18 protein-coding genes are annotated in these 17,337 nt (G+C 51.5%); 12 read left to right on the forward strand and 6 right to left on the reverse strand.

What is annotated here, in order from left to right:
- Together rimO and LG202_RS05300 are read right to left on the reverse strand one after the other, a co-directional pair.
- Positions 1–1,326 carry a 30S ribosomal protein S12 methylthiotransferase RimO gene (gene rimO / locus LG202_RS05295; protein ID WP_230347358.1) on the reverse strand — a complete coding sequence of 442 codons (1,326 nt, stop codon included), beginning with the start codon at positions 1,324–1,326 and terminating at the stop codon, positions 1–3.
- 58 nt (positions 1,327–1,384) lie between these two features.
- Positions 1,385–2,167 carry a ZIP family metal transporter gene (locus tag LG202_RS05300; protein WP_230347359.1) on the reverse strand — a complete coding sequence of 261 codons (783 nt, stop codon included), beginning with the start codon at positions 2,165–2,167 and terminating at the stop codon, positions 1,385–1,387.
- Between the two features lie 182 nt (positions 2,168–2,349).
- Here LG202_RS05300 and LG202_RS05305 point away from each other — a divergent pair, with 182 nt between their 5' ends.
- The 11 genes from LG202_RS05305 to LG202_RS05355 all read left to right on the forward strand — a co-directional run bounded on the left by LG202_RS05305 (position 2,350) and on the right by LG202_RS05355 (position 11,852).
- Positions 2,350–2,574 carry a hypothetical protein gene (locus LG202_RS05305; RefSeq protein WP_230347360.1) on the forward strand — a complete coding sequence of 75 codons (225 nt, stop codon included), beginning with the start codon at positions 2,350–2,352 and terminating at the stop codon, positions 2,572–2,574.
- 143 nt (positions 2,575–2,717) lie between these two features.
- A complete protein-coding gene (locus LG202_RS05310) occupies positions 2,718–3,413 on the forward strand; it encodes a PEP-CTERM sorting domain-containing protein (RefSeq protein WP_230347361.1) in 696 nt (231 codons plus the stop codon).
- A gap of 88 nt (positions 3,414–3,501) precedes the next feature.
- Positions 3,502–4,122 carry a PEP-CTERM sorting domain-containing protein gene (locus tag LG202_RS05315; protein WP_230347362.1) on the forward strand — a complete coding sequence of 207 codons (621 nt, stop codon included), beginning with the start codon at positions 3,502–3,504 and terminating at the stop codon, positions 4,120–4,122.
- Positions 4,123–4,155: 33 nt separating this feature from the next.
- Positions 4,156–4,779, forward strand: coding sequence for a PEP-CTERM sorting domain-containing protein (locus LG202_RS05320; RefSeq protein ID WP_230347363.1), 624 nt, complete (start codon positions 4,156–4,158; stop codon positions 4,777–4,779).
- Between the two features lie 136 nt (positions 4,780–4,915).
- Complete coding sequence (locus LG202_RS05325) at positions 4,916–7,126, forward strand: TonB-dependent receptor domain-containing protein (protein WP_230347364.1); 2,211 nt, start codon at positions 4,916–4,918, stop codon at positions 7,124–7,126.
- 42 nt (positions 7,127–7,168) lie between these two features.
- Positions 7,169–8,212: a hemin-degrading factor gene (locus LG202_RS05330; protein WP_230347365.1), complete on the forward strand. Its 1,044-nt coding sequence runs from the start codon at positions 7,169–7,171 to the stop codon at positions 8,210–8,212.
- Positions 8,213–8,219: 7 nt separating this feature from the next.
- Positions 8,220–9,062 carry an ABC transporter substrate-binding protein gene (locus LG202_RS05335; RefSeq protein WP_230347366.1) on the forward strand — a complete coding sequence of 281 codons (843 nt, stop codon included), beginning with the start codon at positions 8,220–8,222 and terminating at the stop codon, positions 9,060–9,062.
- Positions 9,059–10,162, forward strand: a complete 1,104-nt coding sequence (locus LG202_RS05340; RefSeq protein ID WP_230347367.1) for a FecCD family ABC transporter permease — start codon at positions 9,059–9,061, stop codon at positions 10,160–10,162. Before LG202_RS05335 ends, LG202_RS05340 begins: the two co-directional genes overlap by 4 nt.
- 14 nt (positions 10,163–10,176) lie before the next feature.
- Positions 10,177–10,962: a heme ABC transporter ATP-binding protein gene (locus LG202_RS05345; RefSeq protein WP_459724652.1), complete on the forward strand. Its 786-nt coding sequence runs from the start codon at positions 10,177–10,179 to the stop codon at positions 10,960–10,962.
- Between the two features lie 18 nt (positions 10,963–10,980).
- Positions 10,981–11,343: a VOC family protein gene (locus LG202_RS05350; RefSeq protein WP_230347369.1), complete on the forward strand. Its 363-nt coding sequence runs from the start codon at positions 10,981–10,983 to the stop codon at positions 11,341–11,343.
- A gap of 86 nt (positions 11,344–11,429) precedes the next feature.
- The gene (locus LG202_RS05355; RefSeq protein ID WP_230347370.1) at positions 11,430–11,852 is read left to right on the forward strand and encodes a cupin domain-containing protein; all 423 of its coding nucleotides are present in this window, start codon (positions 11,430–11,432) and stop codon (positions 11,850–11,852) included.
- A gap of 16 nt (positions 11,853–11,868) precedes the next feature.
- Here LG202_RS05355 and pgeF read toward each other — a convergent pair whose 3' ends face one another.
- On the reverse strand, positions 11,869–12,603 hold the full coding sequence (gene pgeF, locus LG202_RS05360; RefSeq protein ID WP_459724654.1) for a peptidoglycan editing factor PgeF: 735 nt from the start codon (positions 12,601–12,603) through the stop codon (positions 11,869–11,871).
- Positions 12,593–13,663: a 23S rRNA pseudouridine(1911/1915/1917) synthase RluD gene (gene rluD / locus LG202_RS05365; protein ID WP_230347372.1), complete on the reverse strand. Its 1,071-nt coding sequence runs from the start codon at positions 13,661–13,663 to the stop codon at positions 12,593–12,595. Before rluD ends, pgeF begins: the two co-directional genes overlap by 11 nt.
- Before the next feature lie 85 nt (positions 13,664–13,748).
- Between rluD and LG202_RS05370 the strand changes: the two genes are divergently transcribed.
- Positions 13,749–14,552: an outer membrane protein assembly factor BamD gene (locus tag LG202_RS05370; protein ID WP_230347373.1), complete on the forward strand. Its 804-nt coding sequence runs from the start codon at positions 13,749–13,751 to the stop codon at positions 14,550–14,552.
- A gap of 88 nt (positions 14,553–14,640) precedes the next feature.
- Here the strand turns inward: LG202_RS05370 and der are convergent, their stop codons facing one another.
- Both der and bamB read right to left on the reverse strand, forming a co-directional pair.
- Positions 14,641–16,134, reverse strand: a complete 1,494-nt coding sequence (der, locus tag LG202_RS05375; protein WP_230348048.1) for a ribosome biogenesis GTPase Der — start codon at positions 16,132–16,134, stop codon at positions 14,641–14,643.
- A complete protein-coding gene (gene bamB, locus LG202_RS05380; RefSeq protein WP_230347374.1) occupies positions 16,134–17,306 on the reverse strand; it encodes an outer membrane protein assembly factor BamB in 1,173 nt (390 codons plus the stop codon). The genes der and bamB overlap by 1 nt, the downstream gene beginning before the upstream one ends.
- Positions 17,307–17,337: the final 31 nt, after the last annotated feature.

Genomic DNA, 17,337 nt, shown 5'->3' on the forward strand with positions numbered 1-17,337 from the left:
TTAATCTCGCACTGGGGGTGACGCCCACAGATCATGACCATCTGAACTCATGATCTGCGCTTCAACCAAGTCACCTGGCTGCAATCCATCCGCACCGGAAAGATAAACTACCCCATCTATCTCGGGCGCATCTGCTGCAGTACGGCCAATCGCCTCATCGCCATTGACCTCATCAATCAATACCGTTTCGATACGCCCAATTTTGCTCTTCTGCTTTTCTGCACTAATCGCTTCCTGAACCTCCATGAAGCGCGCCAAACGCTCCTGCTTCAAAGATTCAGGTACATGATGATCCAGCGCATTAGCTGCAGCACCATCTACCGCAGAATACGCAAAGCATCCGACGCGATCCAGCTGCGCTTCCTGCAAGAACTCAAGCAAGTGTTCGAAGTCATCTTCTGTTTCACCGGGGAATCCAACGATGAACGTGCTGCGAATAGTGATGTCAGGACAAATCTCGCGCCACGCCTTGATGCGCGCCAAGTTATTTTCGCTGCTGGCTGGACGCTTCATGGCCTTAAGAATACGCGGGCTGGAATGCTGTAACGGCACATCCAGATAAGGCAGGATCAAGCCATCGGCCATCAACGGGATGATTTCATCCACGTGAGGATAGGGATAAACATAATGCATACGCACCCAAACACCCAAGTCACCTAATGCACGCGCCAGTTCGGTCATCCGGGTCTTGACCGGCCGGCCATTCCAAAAACCAGTGCGATACTTCACATCCACGCCATAAGCACTAGTATCTTGCGAAATTACCAACAGCTCAGCCACACCAGCATTGACGAGATTTTCCGCTTCGGTCATCACATCGCCAATCGGGCGGCTAACCAAGTCACCACGCATGGAGGGAATAATGCAGAAACTACAGCGATGATTACAGCCCTCTGAAATCTTGAGATATGCATAATGCTGAGGTGTCAGACGAATCCCTTGTGGCGGCACCAAGTCAGTGTAAGGATCATGCAGCTTGGGCAAATTGGCATGCACAGCCGTCATCACCTCTTCCAGGGCATGAGGTCCTGTCACCGCAAGCACTCCAGGGTGTGCAGCCTTAACCACATCACTCTTGGCTCCCAAACAACCCGTTACAATCACCTTGCCATTTTCAGCTAGGGCCTCGCCAATCGCATCTAACGACTCTTCGACAGCGCTATCAATAAACCCGCAGGTGTTCACCACCACCAAGTCTGCGTCATCATAACTACCAGAAATTGCATAACCCTCAGCCCGCAACTGGGTCAGGATACGCTCAGAATCAGAAGATGCCTTGGGACATCCCAAGGACACAAAACCAACTTTTGGACTTTGCAAACTCATATATCAATTCAGTTTAGTTAACATTAAATAGAAAGCATGCTTTAAAAAGCATTTCAAATCAGTGCACCAATTCGCCGGCCATCCATATGGAAGCGATACCGAGGCCGATGAGGCACACCTGCTGCAAGGTAGCGCGCAACTCTGTTCGCTTGTGCAACCCCGGGATCAAATCCGCGACTGCGACATAAATCATACTGGCAGCGGCCAGACCAAGAATGGTAGGAATCCACTCCTGCAACATCCCAAGTGCAAAATAAGCACCGACACCGCCCACCAAGGTCGCCATACTTGAAACCAAATTGAACAGCAACGCCTGCTGCTTGCTATAACCGGAATGTAACAAGATGAGAAAATCTCCAACTTCCTGAGGAATCTCGTGCGCAATAATAGCAACGGCCGTCACGAACCCTAGACGTACATCCACCAAAAACGCGGCAGCGATCAATATGCCATCGACAAAATTATGAAAAGTATCGCCGATCATGATCATCATCCCGCTACGCCCATGATCATGCTCACCATGATGGTGATGCTCTACCTCTGCCGCATGCACCTCGCATGTATCGCCATGGCAATGTCGCCATAGCACTAGTTTTTCCAGCATAAAAAACAGCAAGATACCCAACAGCACTGTGGCAGACATGACCTCAAGACTGCTAGCAATCTGAAATGCATGAGGCAGAATCTCCAGGAAAACAGCCCCCAGCAATGCGCCTATCGCATAACTAATCAGCATTGGCACCCAAGCGGCTTTAGCCTTCAAGGCAAAAAATGCAGCTGCCAACACGCTTAATAGCCCGCCAGCGACACAAACCAGAACAATAAGTAGCAATATCGGCATAGCCGAGAATTATACGGGATAGGTGCCTGTTTCTGCTGGAGGAAATTGTTTTATCTTTACCAAACAATACAAATAAAAATCAATATTCCTACGCCCAATATTGCAATCGTTAATAATAATTGTTATTATTAACCTTAATATTTAAATGCAATACCTTATTGTCATCTTGCAGATATTGAATCATGTTGCCACCGAAAGCCCCTGTTAAAACCTGCTTAATCAACCTACTAGACGAGTTGGTTGAGCATGATGGCTTTGGTAGCCTCAAGGTCGATATACGTCTGCTACGTCGCGGACAAAAAGAAATCATCATTGATTGTGGCAAGCAGTACCGCTTTGTAGTGGATTTTCAGCCTGCCAGCAATGAGCCGGAACAAAGCAACACATCACAACAACCAGTTATTTGAATTGGATTTTGGTCGCCCCCGTTCATAGGGTGAGTGGCCATTGAATGCTCAACGGTGTGGGTCCGTGAGCCTAAATGTTGAATAAGGTGCCATCACCTTCAAGAGGAAGGGATAAACAGCACCTACCTGAAAAAGGTTTAATCATGAAAACTTCAGCTTTAGCTCTCGTTGTTGGCCTAGCCTTCAGTTCCGCTGCATTCGCAGCCCAAGACCAATGGGATAGTGCTTCTACTCCCTGGGGCAGCGCAACACTGACCGACTATGCAGAATGGAACTTTTTCGAGTCCTTGACCCGCACTGGCCCACAACCAAACGTCGGCAACAATTACGTTTCCAACTACACTGCCTCCTCCCCTGACGTAGCTGGTGAGACTGACGGCGTACTGACCGCAGTTGGCTCCCCTATTGTTACCTCCACCAACAACATCTACAGCTTCCGTGAAAATGCCACTGCCTACACAGCCACGCTGACTGGCACAACTGGTGGTGTATTTGATGTTTATCTACGAGTAGCAACGCTGGGGCTTGCTCCTTCTACCAGCGCTTACCTAAATGGCGTTGCTGCTACTGCAGTACAAACATTCTATGAATACAACGGTACGCAATTTGGCCTGGAAGATTCCGAGCGTGAGTTCTACTTCGTGTGGAACAACGTAACTGGCGCTGACTTGTACACCTTCACATGGACAGACCTTACAGCCCATACCAGCCTAGATCAACTAGCACTGGCGACTGTTGCGGTAGCTGCCGTTCCTGAACCAAGCACCTACGGCATGCTGGCGCTTGGCCTGGGTATGCTTGCTTTTACTGGTCGTCGCTCCCGCAAGAACAACGCTTAATCAATCAAAGCAAAACAAGCAACACCAATGTACTGGCCCGCGCTCATAGCGGGCTGGTACTTTCTATTTCTATCGGGGTAATACCATCATGACATTGTCGACAAAACTTTCTGCCATTGCTTTGGCAGCAAGCACCACTTTTGCCACATCCGCCTTCGCCACTGCCAACGTTTGGGATTCTGCAACACCTTGGGATAGCTCCCTGATTTCCCAATTTGCGGCCTGGGATAACTTCAGTTCCTCATTCCACAATGCAACAGCAGAGTTCGGCACAGGCGCAAGCTTGACCGAAACCAGCACGACTGCAAGCCTGACCAGCACGAAGAATATTTACAACGCCTCTGGCACCAGCAACTTTATCGCGACCCTGCTCGGCACCAGCGCCACAGGTGTTTTTGATGTCTATCTGCGCGCTGCAACCACCGGCACGCTACTGAACACTACTGCCACTCTTAATGGCGTAGCCGCCACGGTTGTTGAGACTTATCTCTCCTCTGGTCGTGGTGTCGAACAGGAAGTCTACTGGAAGTGGAGCGATGTCAGTGCCGCCAGCCTATATGTCTTTAACTTCAAGGCTGCAGAAACCCACTTGAGCCTAGATCAGCTGGCATTAGCTGTAGTCACTGCGGTACCTGAACCAAGCAGCTACGGCATGCTCGCTCTCGGCCTGGGTCTGATCGGTTTTGCCGCTCGCCGCAATCGCGTTTAACAAACTCTCTTTAACGAAAATTAGGCATTTACCATGAACAACAAGCTCTCTTTGATCGCTCTTTCAGCTTCTATCCTCTTCAGCAGCTCAGCCATGGCGGCAGGCGATGTATGGGATTCCGCCACACCTTGGGGTTCCAGTACTCTGGCCCAATATGCAGAATGGAACACTTTCAGCAGTGCCACTTTTGACAACACTCCAGAAGCCGGCGCTGGCACCATCAGCCTCTCCCCCGCAGGTGGTTTCCTGTTTGACAACAACATCTACACTTTCAATAGCATTCCTACCGTGACTGGCACCCTAGCTGGCACCGCAGGCCTGTTTGATGTGTATCTGCGTGTTGCTACCCAAGGTAACCCTCTGGTCAGCACCGCTACCTTGAATGGTGTGACTGCGAGCAGCGTGCTGGCTTACTCCGCTGCCGCCGATCTTGGCGCAGGCTCTGAGCAGGAACTGTATTGGGTATGGAAAGACGTGATAGGTGCTGACCTTTACACATTCCAATTCCAGGCCGCGACTGCGCACATCCTGATTGATCAGGTAGCTCTGGCTACCGTGGCTGTCGCTGCAGTGCCTGAGCCAAGCAGCTATGCCATGCTGGCGCTGGGCCTGGGCATCTTGGGTGCTGCTGGTCGCCGTGCCCGCAAGCAAGCGTAATACCTCAAGTAGTTGATTACACCGGCATGTAGAAAACTGCATGCCGGGTTCTGTTTCTTTTTCGGTGCCTTTCCAAGTCATGATAACCAATGCCAGACCTCGTAGCGCTTATCATCGCCTCGTCATGGCATTAGCAATGATATTTTCGCAATCAGTTGCCTGGGCTGATGCCGACGATCAGGAGGATCAACAGCCTCCCGCTGCAGCTGTGACTAAGCCCAGCCAAAATCCTAACACTGCCGTCAGCACCTTGCCTGAGGTCAGTGTGCGCAGTAGCCGTATTCGCGAAGAGCGTGTCAATCCCACACAATCGATTACCAAACTCACTTCAGAAGACCTTGAGCGCATGCAGGTCTCCAATGTCTTCGATGCTGTGCGCGGTACACCTGGAGTCAATATCGCTGGCGGGCCCAGGCTGAATGGCATGGCTTTTAATATCCGCGGTTATACCGAAACCGATGTTGCTGTATCAGTCGATGGCGTGATCAAGAACTACGACAAGTATCGCTCCAAGGGCACTTATATCGAGCCTGACCTGCTGAAATCCATAGAGATCAGCCGTGGACCACAAATCAGCACTAATTCTGGTTTTCTCGGTGGCGCCGTCAAGACAGTGACCAAGGATGCTGAAGACTTTTTGCTTCCTGGCCAAACCGTGGGGGGCAGAGTTAAGTTCGGTTATGGCAATAACAATGATGAATACCTGCGCTCATATATCGCTTATGCCCGTCCCCATGAGCGCATAGATTTGCTTTATAGCTATACCAACCGCCAATCCAACGACATCACACAGGGTGACGGTGAAAAACTTGCCAACTCGCAGGTAGGTACGGTGGCCGAACTCTACAAGTTCACGATCATTCCAATAGACTCATTGCGCATTTCGACATCACTAAGCAAGCTAGTGCAAAGTCCGACTGTACAACTGTACGATACCGTCACAGCCTCGCTATTCACTAGTAGCCCTTATGTATTGCGCGCGATTGATGAAGAAACCATTGCCCAGACCATACAGTTCACCCCAGATAATCGTTGGATCAATCTCAAAGCGACGCTGGGCATAGGCCATACTAAGCAGGATGAGACCCTGCCTTTTGGCTGGATAGGGAATACCAACCATCCCGCCTCCCACTGCATAGGCTATACGGCGTATAGCAATAGCACCAACCTCCCTCTATCACCTGCACTCTCTGCGAGTCGTTGCCGTGGAGACAGACTGGATGCCTACAATTTCAAAAACAAGAATCTAGACATTGCCAACATTGCTCGTGTTTATGAAAGCAAAGACATTAAGATTTCCTTGCTGACTGGCCTACAATACTTCAAGCAGGAGCGCGATCTGGAACGCAGTTTTGGCAATCCTGCTTCCACCTCGGTCTCTCAGGAGCCCGCTACCGGCACCCAGACTACAAACTCTTTTTATATTCAGCCAGAATTCCGCTACAAACAGTTAACCATCACGCCTGGCTACCGTCGTGACTTCATAACCCTCAAGGCCACCGGCGAAACCAAGGAGATGCTGGAAGCAGCTAACCAGGCAGCCGAGGTCAATCTGCGAGAGGAAATATTCAATCTGGGCCTGACGTTCGAAGCCATACCGCGCACCGTGACCTTATTCACTCATTATGCGCAAGGTTTCCGCGTTGTGCCTATTAGTGTGCTATGGGCCAATAGTGGCCGCGATAGTACACGCAAGCTGCAAAGCACCAGCTCCTGCCCAACCGATGGTAGTTCCTGCGATAGCATCTACAAAACCCAACGCGTGGAAAATACCGAAGCTGGCCTCAGCTATACCACCCCCAATTTATTTGGCCAGGCAATAGAGCTGCATTCCAAGGGTACCTTTTTCCATAGCCACACCAGTAACCTGATTCAGGAAAGCGGCTTGCAGGACTCCATGGAAATACGCAATGGCTTTGAATTCGAGAACAGCCTGTATTACCGTCACTTCTATATGCAAGCAAGTTACTCACGCATGAATGGCAAGATTTATTATTTCAACGCCAAGGTGTCTAATCATCTCTACACCATTCCTGGCAACAGCTTTAATCTGGTACTGGGCAGCAAGCTTGGAGAGAATTGGGATGTCAACCTGAATTACCGTCATGTACAGGATCGCTATTATTCCGCGGATATTCCCGGCCCAACCTCAGGTGTGGAGGTACAGTCTGGCTATGAATTATTCAATGCGGGTATACGTTGGGCACCCAATAAACACATGAACTTCAGACTGGTAGGTGAAAACCTGGCAGACAAGTATTACAACCTGGATGGTGGCTTCGCCGGACAGCTTGGCCTGGTAGCCCCAGGTCGCAATATCAAGTTTTATGCAGAATTTATTTACTAATCACCCTAATATCTCTTTAACCAGCGCTAACGAGGAAAAGACATGAATCAACTCGCTACACCTGAGCAGCAATACCACGCGTTCCACACAGCGAAGAAGGAACAAAAACTACGTAATCGTGAAGCCGCCCATGCCATCGGCATCAGTGAAGGCCAAGCGATTGCCAATGCAATTGGTCGGGAAGCCATACGTCTGAAAGGTCCATTTCACGAGATTATTGCTGATGTGCCCAAGCTAGGCCGCGTCATGGCGTTGACCCGTAATGAAAGTACTGTCCATGAAAAAATCGGGAAATATGAGAATGTCTCATACGATCACCTGGGGTTGGTAGTTGGCCCGGATATTGACCTACGCATTTTCTACTCGCAGTGGAAGCATGGTTACGCGGTAACCGAAGAATCAGAAAAAGGTGCGCAACGTAGCCTGCAATTCTATGATGCCACAGGCACTGCCGTTCACAAGATTCACCTCAAGGATTTCAGTCATATCGATGGCTGGCATGAGCTAGTGCAAAAATATCGCAGCGATGACCAGTCACCCGGTCAGGAAATTGAAGCGGCAAAACCTATCTCAAGCTTGAAACCTGACAGTGAAATTGATCAAGAAAGCTTTAAGGCTGCGTGGCTCGCCATGAAGGATACGCACGATTTCTTCATGCTGTTACGCAAGTTCGGCGTTGGCCGCACCCAAGGTTTACGTTTGGCGCCTGAAGGCCATGCATATAAGGTAGATAACAATGCAACCAAGCAAATGTTAGAAGCTGCCGCCGCAGATGGCACCAGCATCATGTGCTTTGTCGGCAATCCGGGCAATATCCAGATCCATACCGGGCCGATCAAGAATGTTAAGGAACTCGGCCCCTGGATCAACGTGCTGGACGAGACTTTTAACCTGCATCTGCGCACCGACTTGATTGTAGAAACCTGGGTCGTCAAGAAACCTACTGTCGACGGGGTTGTAACTTCACTGGAAGTGTTTGATCAACATGGCGAGATCATGGCGCAGTTCTTTGGTGAGCGTAAGCCTGGTAAGCCCGAGCTTGAGGCATGGCGCCATATCGTCGCGCAATTGCCATCCCAGGCATAAAAGGAAGATGATGAACATACGTACCTTCCTGTTAGCTACCAGCTTATTGCTAGGCAGCTATCCGGCTCTTGCAGCAGAAAAGCTGCTGACAGTAGGCGGTGCTGTCACAGAAATTGTCTATGCCCTAGGCAAAGGTAATGAAGTGATTGCCAATGACATCACCAGCGCCTATCCGGAGGAAGCGGCCCGCAAGCCCAAGGTGGGCTATATGCGCACCTTATCTGCAGAAGGCCTGGTTTCCACTGGAGCAACATTGATCATCGCTGAAGCTGGCGCAGGACCACGCAATGTGATTGAACAAGTACGTAATGCAGGAGTCAAGGTATTACAGTTACCAGAGTCCGCCCATACTCCACAGCAAGTCGCCGCTGATATTCGTACTGTAGGCCAACAATTAGGGGCAGCCAATACGGAGCAAGTTGCCAAGCAATTTGAAGTAGCCTGGAAAGACGCAGAGGCCAAACTTGCGAAGTTACCTGGTAAACCAAGAGTGTTATTCGTCATGAATAATGCCGGACGCGGTGCTCAAGTCGCTGGTGATGAAACAGCGGCCTCCGCAGTCATGAAGCTGGTGCATGCCGAAAATGTCGTCACCGGACAATACAAAGGCTATCGCCCTCTTACCGCTGAGGCTTTGGTGGCTGCCGCCCCTGATGTCATTATCACCACCAGTGAAGGCCTGGAAGCCAGCGGCGGATTAAGTGGTTTTCTAAAAACCCCTGGCATCGGCATGACGCCTGCAGGCAAACACAATCGGATTGTCAGCATGGATACACAATATATTCTTGGCTTTACCCCACGCCTGCCAGCTGCACTTGTTGAGCTAGGGCAAGCCATCCGTAAGCAATGAGCAAGGCAGCCTCTACCCTACCCTTGGTTTTGCCAGCTAGTCGCAGCCTGCAGCTACGCAGCCGTGTCCTGATTGCACTGGGCCTGACGTTGTGTCTGCTGGTTATATTGGCAGCAGGGATAGGTGCAGTGAGTATTGCCCCAGCCCATGTCATCAAACTGCTATTGATCCCGCCAGGCTCTTCCGGTTGGCAATCCATCCCGCAAGAGCACATGCAACAAGCCATGGTACTGTGGAATATCCGCCTGCCCCGCCTGGCCCTGGGTGTGCTCACTGGTGCAGCGCTCGCGGTATCGGGTGCAGCAATGCAGGCCTTGCTGCGCAACCCATTGGCAGAGCCTGGCCTGGTTGGCGTATCGGGAGGCGCAGCCCTGTTTGCAGCACTTGCCATCGTACTAGGCGGCACTTGGATGCCTGCATTGCACAATGTGATTGGCGAGTTTGCCCTCCCCATCTTCGCCTTCATCGGTAGCCTGCTTGCCACCATCCTGATTTTCGTCATTTCAACGCGCCAGGGGCGTACCTCGATTGCCTTGATGCTGTTGGCAGGTATTGCGATTGGTTCATTGTGCGGTGCGCTGATCGGCTTGATGACATTCATCGCTTCGGACTTGCAAATGCGCTCGCTCAATTTCTGGTCCCTAGGTAGCCTGGGCGCGGCTACTTGGCCTATGGTCACGATGGTGGCATGCCTAAGTGGCAGTGCTGTCCTGATACTGCTCAGACAATCTAGCGCGCTCAATACATTGGCGCTTGGCGAGGTTCAAGCCAGTCTACTCGGGGTTTCCGTTCGCCGCCTCAATCAAGTGTGTATTGCGGCGATTGCACTGGCGGTAGGTGCAGCAGTATCGGTCACTGGCATCATTGGCTTTATTGGCCTGGTTGCCCCTCACTTGGTCAGACTCGCGATTGGCCCAGATCAGCGGCTGGTAATGCCGGCCTCGGCACTGGTAGGTGCCATCCTCGTATTATTGTCAGATCTGTTGGCACGTACTATTGCCGTGCCAACAGAAGTTCCCGTCGGCATCATTACGGCCCTGCTCGGCGTGCCCTTCTTCCTGGCCTTGCTGTTCCGGATGCGCCGCAAGATCGGATTATAGGAGCATCTCTCATGCTGAAGGTCATCAACACTGGGCTTAATATCGGCAGCAAAACCTTGTTACAGGACATCAACTTTACGATTGTCCCGGGTGAGCTCGTCGCGATCTGTGGCCCCAATGGCGCTGGCAAGAGCTCATTGATTCGTCTGCTGTCCGGAGAATTGAAACCCACGCATGGTGAAGTGACCTGGGACAATCAGCGCCTCTCGGAATGGAACCTGCTCAAGCTCGCACGCCAGCGCGCACTCATGCAACAACACGCAGAAGTCGGCTTTGCTTACACCGCCCTGGAAATCATTCTCTTGGGGCGTCATCCGCACCATCAAGGTGCAAATCGACCACAGGATTACCAGATTGCTATGGCTGCCATGCAAGAGGTAGATGCAACACACTTGGCCGAACAGGTTTACACCACCCTCTCAGGCGGCGAACAAGCGAGAGTGCAAATGGCACGCATATTGGCACAGATATGGGAAGCTGGTGCAGGTCCTAGACTGCTATTGCTTGACGAGCCCACTGCGGCACTTGACCCTCGTCAACAGCATCGCATCCTCAATATCGCGCGTAAATGGGCAGACAAAGGTGATGTGGCTGTGATCGCTATCGTGCATGATCTCAATCTCGCAGCGCAGTATGCTGACCGTATTGCGCTACTGCGCGATGGTCGCCTACAAGCGATTGACCGGGTGGAAGCCATCATGACTCCCGCCATGGTAGAAGCCTGTTTCGATCTACCGTGTGTATTGCTTAATCACCCTGATGGCGGGACTCCCATGATTGCTGCACGACGACATCATTAACCCCACGAACATCACAACATGACACTCAAGACCATTGAAATCAAAACTTTTGTGCCTGCCAAGGATTTCCAGCTTTCCCAGCAGTTTTATCAAGATATTGGCTTTGAGAAACGCTCCGAAGGTGGCGGTGTAGCCTACTTTTGCGTGGAACATTGCGCTTTCTTGCTGCAAGACTTCTATGTGCAAACCTATGCTGACAACTTCATGATGCATCTACAGGTAGAAGATGTCGCAGCATGGTATGCCCATATCCAACAATCCGGCATTGCAGAAAAATACGGCAGCAAAATCTCTGCACTGGTCGACCAGCCATGGCGCATGCGGGATTTCGTCTTTAACGATCCCAGTGGTGTACTCTGGCGTATCGGGCAAAATATCTAGGCAACTGTTCAATATTTACCCTGGCCCGCTCCTTGCTTCAATAGCACTGTATGACATTGCTATCAGTGAGAAAGGAATGGTGCCTCATGAAAACTTTCTGGACATTGTGCTGTATTGCAGGACTTCACCTTTTCAGTACAACTGTATTTGCGGCCTCTGAGCCACAACTGCAAGTTGAACCTGTACTGAGAGCCGTCAAGGCTTGGGATGGCAAGGGCTATGCCAATTACCCTGGCGGCAAGCCAGAGTTGAGCGTGTTGCGCTTTACCATTCCAGCCAACACTTCATTGCCATGGCATAGCAACCCTATTCCTAATGTCGCCTACATCTTGTCTGGTGAAATTACCGTAGAAAAGCAAGGCACTGGTGAAACAATGCGCCTCGGTCCGGGGCAAGCGCTCCCCGAAATGGTGCATGCTGTGCACCGTGGATATACAGGAAGTAGCCCCGCTGTCGTGATTGTGTTCTATGCTGGCGGAGAAGGCATTCCGCTACTGGAAGAACAATAAGCGGGTGATGGTAGCGTTATTCTAGCCAGATCAGGCTAGCCATTCGGCCTGTAGCCTGATCGCGGCGGAAAGAGAAAAACCGCTCCGCATCTTGATAAGTACATAAGCCACCGCCATAGATATTGGTGACACCCATGGTCGCCAGACGCTGTCGCCCCAGCATAAACATATCACCCAGCCACTTTCCAGCAGATGTCGGCTTAAAGGCTTTTACAGCCTGAGGGTCTCGCGCCAAAAAGGCCTCCCTAACCTCATCGCCAACCTCAAATGAATCCGGCCCGATAGCTGGGCCCATCCAGGCCAAAAGCTGATCGCCAGGCTTACCCATTTCCAGCACTGTAGCCTCTATCACACCATCCAGCAGGCTACGCCAGCCAGCATGCACCGCAGCCACAATAGTGCCCGCCTTATCGCACAGTAACACGGGCAAGCAATCTGCCGTCATTACGGCACATACTGTATGACGAGTGCGGGCAAAAGCGGCATCGGCATCTGGCACACAACTGGCAGTGCTTGCATCCACCACAGTGATTCCATGCACTTGATTGAGCCATACCGGCTCAGTAGGTACATAGCGATTCAGACGCTGACGGTTGGCGGCTACATCCAGTGGCTCATCAGCCACATGCATGCCCAAATTAAAACTATTGTAAGGTGCCTGGCTGATACCGCCCTGCCGCGTTGTTTGCAACGCCCTGACATTAGGCGGTGCAGGCCAATCAGGAATGATCAGATGCCGATCACTCAGCATCATCTTCCTCCTCGTCGTCATACCAGTCATCACCCTCGTCTTCGTCATACTCGTAGGCGAATTCGTCGTCATGCACATAGAAGGTTTCTGCCTCTTCTGGCGGCACATTTTCTGCACGAATCGCCTCTAGTAGCACCTTCATATCAGCTGCAAGCTCTACTTGCCACTCCATGGACTCACCAGTGGCGGGGTGCTTCAACCCAAGCCGGATAGCATGCAATGCCTGACGCTTGAAGTCGAGCAACACGCTCCTGAGATTGTCAGAGATATGACGTAGCGGCAATATGCCACGGATGCCATAGACCGGATCGCCAACAATCGGCGCCTTGAGGTGTTGCATATGCACGCGGATCTGATGCGTACGGCCCGTTTCGAGCAAGCAGCGCATATAGGTATGTACGGAAAAACGATCAAGCACTTCATAATGCGTCACTGCTGGCTTACCCATCTGGTTCACTGCCATTTTGGTGCGCGCATGCGAATGGCGGCCAATCGGCTGATCGACCTTGCCATTCCGCCATATTTGGCCCCAAACGATAGTACGATACTCCCGTTTAACAGTGCGTGCCTGCAATTGCCTTACCAAATTAGTTTGTGCCGCCAGCGTCTTGGCCACGACTAACAAACCACTCGTATCCTTATCCAGCCTATGCACGATGCCAGCACGTGGTACATCCTTGAGCTGCGGAGCGTGGTAAAGCAAGGCATTGAGCAATGTACCGCTCCAATTGCCCGCAGCAGGGTGTACTACCAGGCCGGCAGGCTTGTTGATCACCAAGATATGCTCATCCTCGAACACGACGTCCAGCGGGATGTTTTCAGGCTCGAATGCCAATGCTTCAGGTGCTGTTTGTGGAGTAATCTGCACCAGCTCCCCTCCCCAGACCTTGAATTTAGCTGTTGGGGTTTCATTGGCAATCGTGACCAAGCCATCCTTGATCCAGCCTTGAATGCGCGAACGTGAATGTTCGGGCATCAAGCGTTGCAGCGCCTGGTCGAGACGCATGCCCCCAAGCTCCTGGGTAATTGTGAGGGTAATAGGCGTTGCGGTGTTGCTCATCGGTTATAATCAATCTTTATGCGCCGCATCAAGGCGGCGGCATTGTGTTAAACGGCACCCACAACCTTAATCATGGATTTTGTAAATGAAGCATAGTTTAGCGTTAATTGCAGTACTCTGGCTCACAGGCTGCGCGATTTTCGGCTCTCCAACAGAACTGGATGAAACAAAAGGCTGGCCAGTACAGCGCATATATGCGGCTGCGGCAGAAAACATGACCACCCGCGATTATGAAAAAGCCATCAAGTATTTCCAGATTCTTGAATCTCGCTATCCACATGGTCGCTATGCCACCCAGTCACAGCTCGAAGTCATTTATGCACATTACAAGAAGAACGACCCGGCTGCCACCATGGCTGCGGCAGACCGCTTCATCAAGCTACACCCAAACCATCCCAATGTAGACTACGCCTATTACATGAAAGGCCTTGCCACATTCAATGAACGCGGCATCATAGAAAAACTCACCAAACAGCAAATCAGCGACCGCGACCCCAAATCCCTGCGCGAATCGTTCCTGGCTCTCAAGGAGCTAGTGAATCGTTTCCCCAATAGCCGCTATATCAAGGATGCTACCTTGCGGATGAGCTATCTGGTGAACTCCCTCGCCGAGCATGAACTGCATGTTGCGCGTTACTACATGAAGCGCCAAGCGTATGTTGCTGCGGCCAATCGCTGCAAATACGTGATGGAGTTCTACCCTGACACCCCACACATCGAAGAAGCCTTGGTGATTCTGATCAGTGCCTATGATGAAATGGGCATGAATGACTTGCGCGACGATACCAAGCGCGTGCTGGCACAAAACTATCCTAATAGCCCAATGCTAGGTGCTAATGTCCCCAAAGACGAACGCGTCTGGTGGAAATTCTGGGAAAGCCTGTTTTAAGCAACATAAGCAAAAAGTTTAAATAATTTGGCCGGGCATTGCCCGGCCAAATTATTTCACGTCTCGCCATTAAGACCCATCAATTACTTTACTTCTTGATTGAGGGCTTTTTTACATTCCGGGCATTAGCGACAACGCCAGGCTTTTTCTTGACCTTGCGTCCCTGCTCTTCATTCTTGCGCGCATTCAGCGCAGCACGCTCAGCTGTCTTGCGTCGGCGCATACTGACAATCCCCTCACCCTGCTTACGTTCTTCTGGCTCGGCAAAAGGATTATTGCCCTGATTGAACTGCACGCGTAGTGGCGTACCTGTCAACTGGAAGGCCTGGCGGAACACCCCTGCCAAATAGCGTCGGTAACTTTCCTTGATGCCATCCACATGATTACCGTGTATGACCACGATAGGCGGGTTGCTACCGCCCTGATGGGCATACCTCAGCTTGGGACGTATCCCTTTGCTGATCGGCGGCTGGTGCTGCATGGTGGCATCCTCCAGCACACGTGTGAGCTGCGGAGTTGATAGCTTGGCCATGGCAGCTTTATAGGCACCATCAACAGACCCAAACAACTCGCCCAAACCCTTTTTACGCAAGGCAGAAATATAGTGGAACTTGGCGAAATCAAGGAACTGCAGTTTACGGTCAATTTCTCGCTTGATCCACTCGCGCTTGTCCTCTTCCAGGCCATCCCACTTATTCACTGCGACCACCAATGCACGACCACTATCCAGGATATAGGCGGATACATGCGCATCCTGCTCGGTAATCCCCTCCTGCGCATCAACCACCAAGATGGCAACATTCGCCTCCTCGATGGCCTGCATGGTCTTGATCACGGAAAACTTCTCAACCGCCTCAAATACTTTGCCACGCTTACGCACACCGGCAGTATCGATAATAGTGTAATGCTTACCGTTGCGCTCTAAATCCAGATAGATCGAGTCACGAGTAGTACCAGGCTGATCGAATGCAATCACGCGCTCTTCGCCCAATAAGGCATTGACTAGCGTAGATTTCCCCACATTCGGACGACCGACGATTGCCACCTTAGGCACCTGGTTAGCCTTGGTTTCTTCTTCCTCATCTGGATCAGGAAAGTTCTCCAGCGCAAGTTCTACTAGGTCACGGACACCTTCGCCGTGTGCAGAGGAAATCGACAAGGGATGACCCAAGCCCAGCTCGTGAAACTCGGCACTGGCGATTGCGCGTTGCATACCTTCTGTTTTGTTGACAGCCAGCAAGATAGGCCGCTGGCTCTTGCGTAGCCGCTCCGCAATCACTTTGTCTTGAGGAGCCAGGCCGTTGCGGCCATCCACCAGAAAAATCACCACATCGGCTTCATCAATCGCCAGCAATGTCTGGCGCGCCATTTCCTTGAGAATGCCGCTATCGACTAATGGCTCAAAACCACCTGTATCAACAACTAAATAAGGCTTGCTGCCAACTACGCCGCGACCATAGTGGCGATCGCGCGTTAAACCTGGCAGATCGGCGACCAGGGCATCACGGGTTTTAGTCAGCCGGTTAAACAATGTCGACTTACCGACATTGGGCCGCCCCACGAGAACAATCGTTGGTAACATCATTGTGGAACTACTGAAACTGCGTACAGGCCGCCCTTGCGGGTCTGAACCAGGAAACCATTGGTACCAATTGCCACTGGCTGAGGCATGATGGCACTTTTTTCTGTTTGTATTCTGGCAACAAAATTACCTTCGTCCCTATCCATGAAATGGATATAGCCCTCAACATCACCCACGGCAACCACGCCACCCATAGGCAATGGTGCACTCAACAGGCGGTTCTTTAGATCAGGCTGGCGCCAGAAAGTACGGCCACTGGAATAATCCAGCGCAAATACAGCGCCGCTCGCATGTGAAACGTAGACGCGAGCCTCTTCTGCACCTAAGCCGGTATAGCTCGAAATATCACGATTCCAGGTCACTCGGCCAGTGGTACGCTCAACAGCGGCCACTCGGCCCTGATACGCAACAGCATAGACCAGCGGGCCATCAACGACTGGCAGGCTGGTAATGTCGGCAATACGTTCCAACTCTGTCGTCCCTTTGGGCAAGGCCACCGATGCCTCCCACAATGTCTTGCCATCCTCTGCCCGCAAGGCAACAAGTTTTCCACCGGCAAAACCAGCATAAACAGCACCGTCGGAAATCGTCACCCCAGCACTGCTACGCAAGGTCAAGGTTGGTGTTGCGCGCTCATACACCCATTTACGCGCACCATCTTTGGCATTCAAACCAAAAATCCGGCTATCGCCACAACGTACCACCACCACACCGTTATCCACTTGTGGTGCACTCAATACTTCGCTACTGACCTTGGACTTCCACAGCAACTTACCGTCCAGGTTGTATGCCAGCACATAACCCTTGGGGGTACCGACCAGCACTAATTGGCTACCTAAGCCAACACCGCCGGTCAGCGTTTCGCCTGCATTGATTTTCCACACCTGCTTACCGGTGATCGCGTCAAACCTGGCAATTTCACCATCCCCGCTAGCGGCATAAACCGCACCTTCAGAGGTAGCTGGCATAAAGTCTGCCAATTCTGAGTCTCCCAGTTTGGCAGACCAGACGATCTTGGGCTTTAATGTTGGCTTGAAATCGACCAGTTCGGCGGGAGGGTCAACCTGGTCACGCCCGAACACTCGCTCTGATATATCGGTCTTGAGATCAGTGATGGTACTGCAACCACCCATCATCAGGGCGGCGGCAACTAGCAATGAAATTGAACGCAAACTTAGCTCCACTTAATTCGCTTTATATCGG

Source organism: Methylobacillus methanolivorans (genome assembly GCF_054588515.1).

Excerpts from the sequence above, each read along its gene's own strand:
- rimO (WP_230347358.1), bottom strand. The coding sequence starts at position 1,326 with ATGAGTTTGCAAAGTCCAAAAGTTGGTTTTGTGTCCTTGGGATGTCCC.
- LG202_RS05300 (WP_230347359.1), bottom strand. The coding sequence starts at position 2,167 with ATGCCGATATTGCTACTTATTGTTCTGGTTTGTGTCGCTGGCGGGCTA.
- LG202_RS05305 (WP_230347360.1), top strand. The coding sequence starts at position 2,350 with ATGTTGCCACCGAAAGCCCCTGTTAAAACCTGCTTAATCAACCTACTA.
- LG202_RS05310 (WP_230347361.1), top strand. The coding sequence starts at position 2,718 with ATGAAAACTTCAGCTTTAGCTCTCGTTGTTGGCCTAGCCTTCAGTTCC.
- LG202_RS05315 (WP_230347362.1), top strand. The coding sequence starts at position 3,502 with ATGACATTGTCGACAAAACTTTCTGCCATTGCTTTGGCAGCAAGCACC.
- LG202_RS05320 (WP_230347363.1), top strand. The coding sequence starts at position 4,156 with ATGAACAACAAGCTCTCTTTGATCGCTCTTTCAGCTTCTATCCTCTTC.
- LG202_RS05325 (WP_230347364.1), top strand. The coding sequence starts at position 4,916 with ATGATATTTTCGCAATCAGTTGCCTGGGCTGATGCCGACGATCAGGAG.
- LG202_RS05330 (WP_230347365.1), top strand. The coding sequence starts at position 7,169 with ATGAATCAACTCGCTACACCTGAGCAGCAATACCACGCGTTCCACACA.
- LG202_RS05335 (WP_230347366.1), top strand. The coding sequence starts at position 8,220 with ATGATGAACATACGTACCTTCCTGTTAGCTACCAGCTTATTGCTAGGC.
- LG202_RS05340 (WP_230347367.1), top strand. The coding sequence starts at position 9,059 with ATGAGCAAGGCAGCCTCTACCCTACCCTTGGTTTTGCCAGCTAGTCGC.
- LG202_RS05350 (WP_230347369.1), top strand. The coding sequence starts at position 10,981 with ATGACACTCAAGACCATTGAAATCAAAACTTTTGTGCCTGCCAAGGAT.
- LG202_RS05355 (WP_230347370.1), top strand. The coding sequence starts at position 11,430 with ATGAAAACTTTCTGGACATTGTGCTGTATTGCAGGACTTCACCTTTTC.
- pgeF (WP_459724654.1), bottom strand. The coding sequence starts at position 12,603 with ATGCTGAGTGATCGGCATCTGATCATTCCTGATTGGCCTGCACCGCCT.
- rluD (WP_230347372.1), bottom strand. The coding sequence starts at position 13,663 with ATGAGCAACACCGCAACGCCTATTACCCTCACAATTACCCAGGAGCTT.
- LG202_RS05370 (WP_230347373.1), top strand. The coding sequence starts at position 13,749 with ATGAAGCATAGTTTAGCGTTAATTGCAGTACTCTGGCTCACAGGCTGC.
- der (WP_230348048.1), bottom strand. The coding sequence starts at position 16,134 with ATGTTACCAACGATTGTTCTCGTGGGGCGGCCCAATGTCGGTAAGTCG.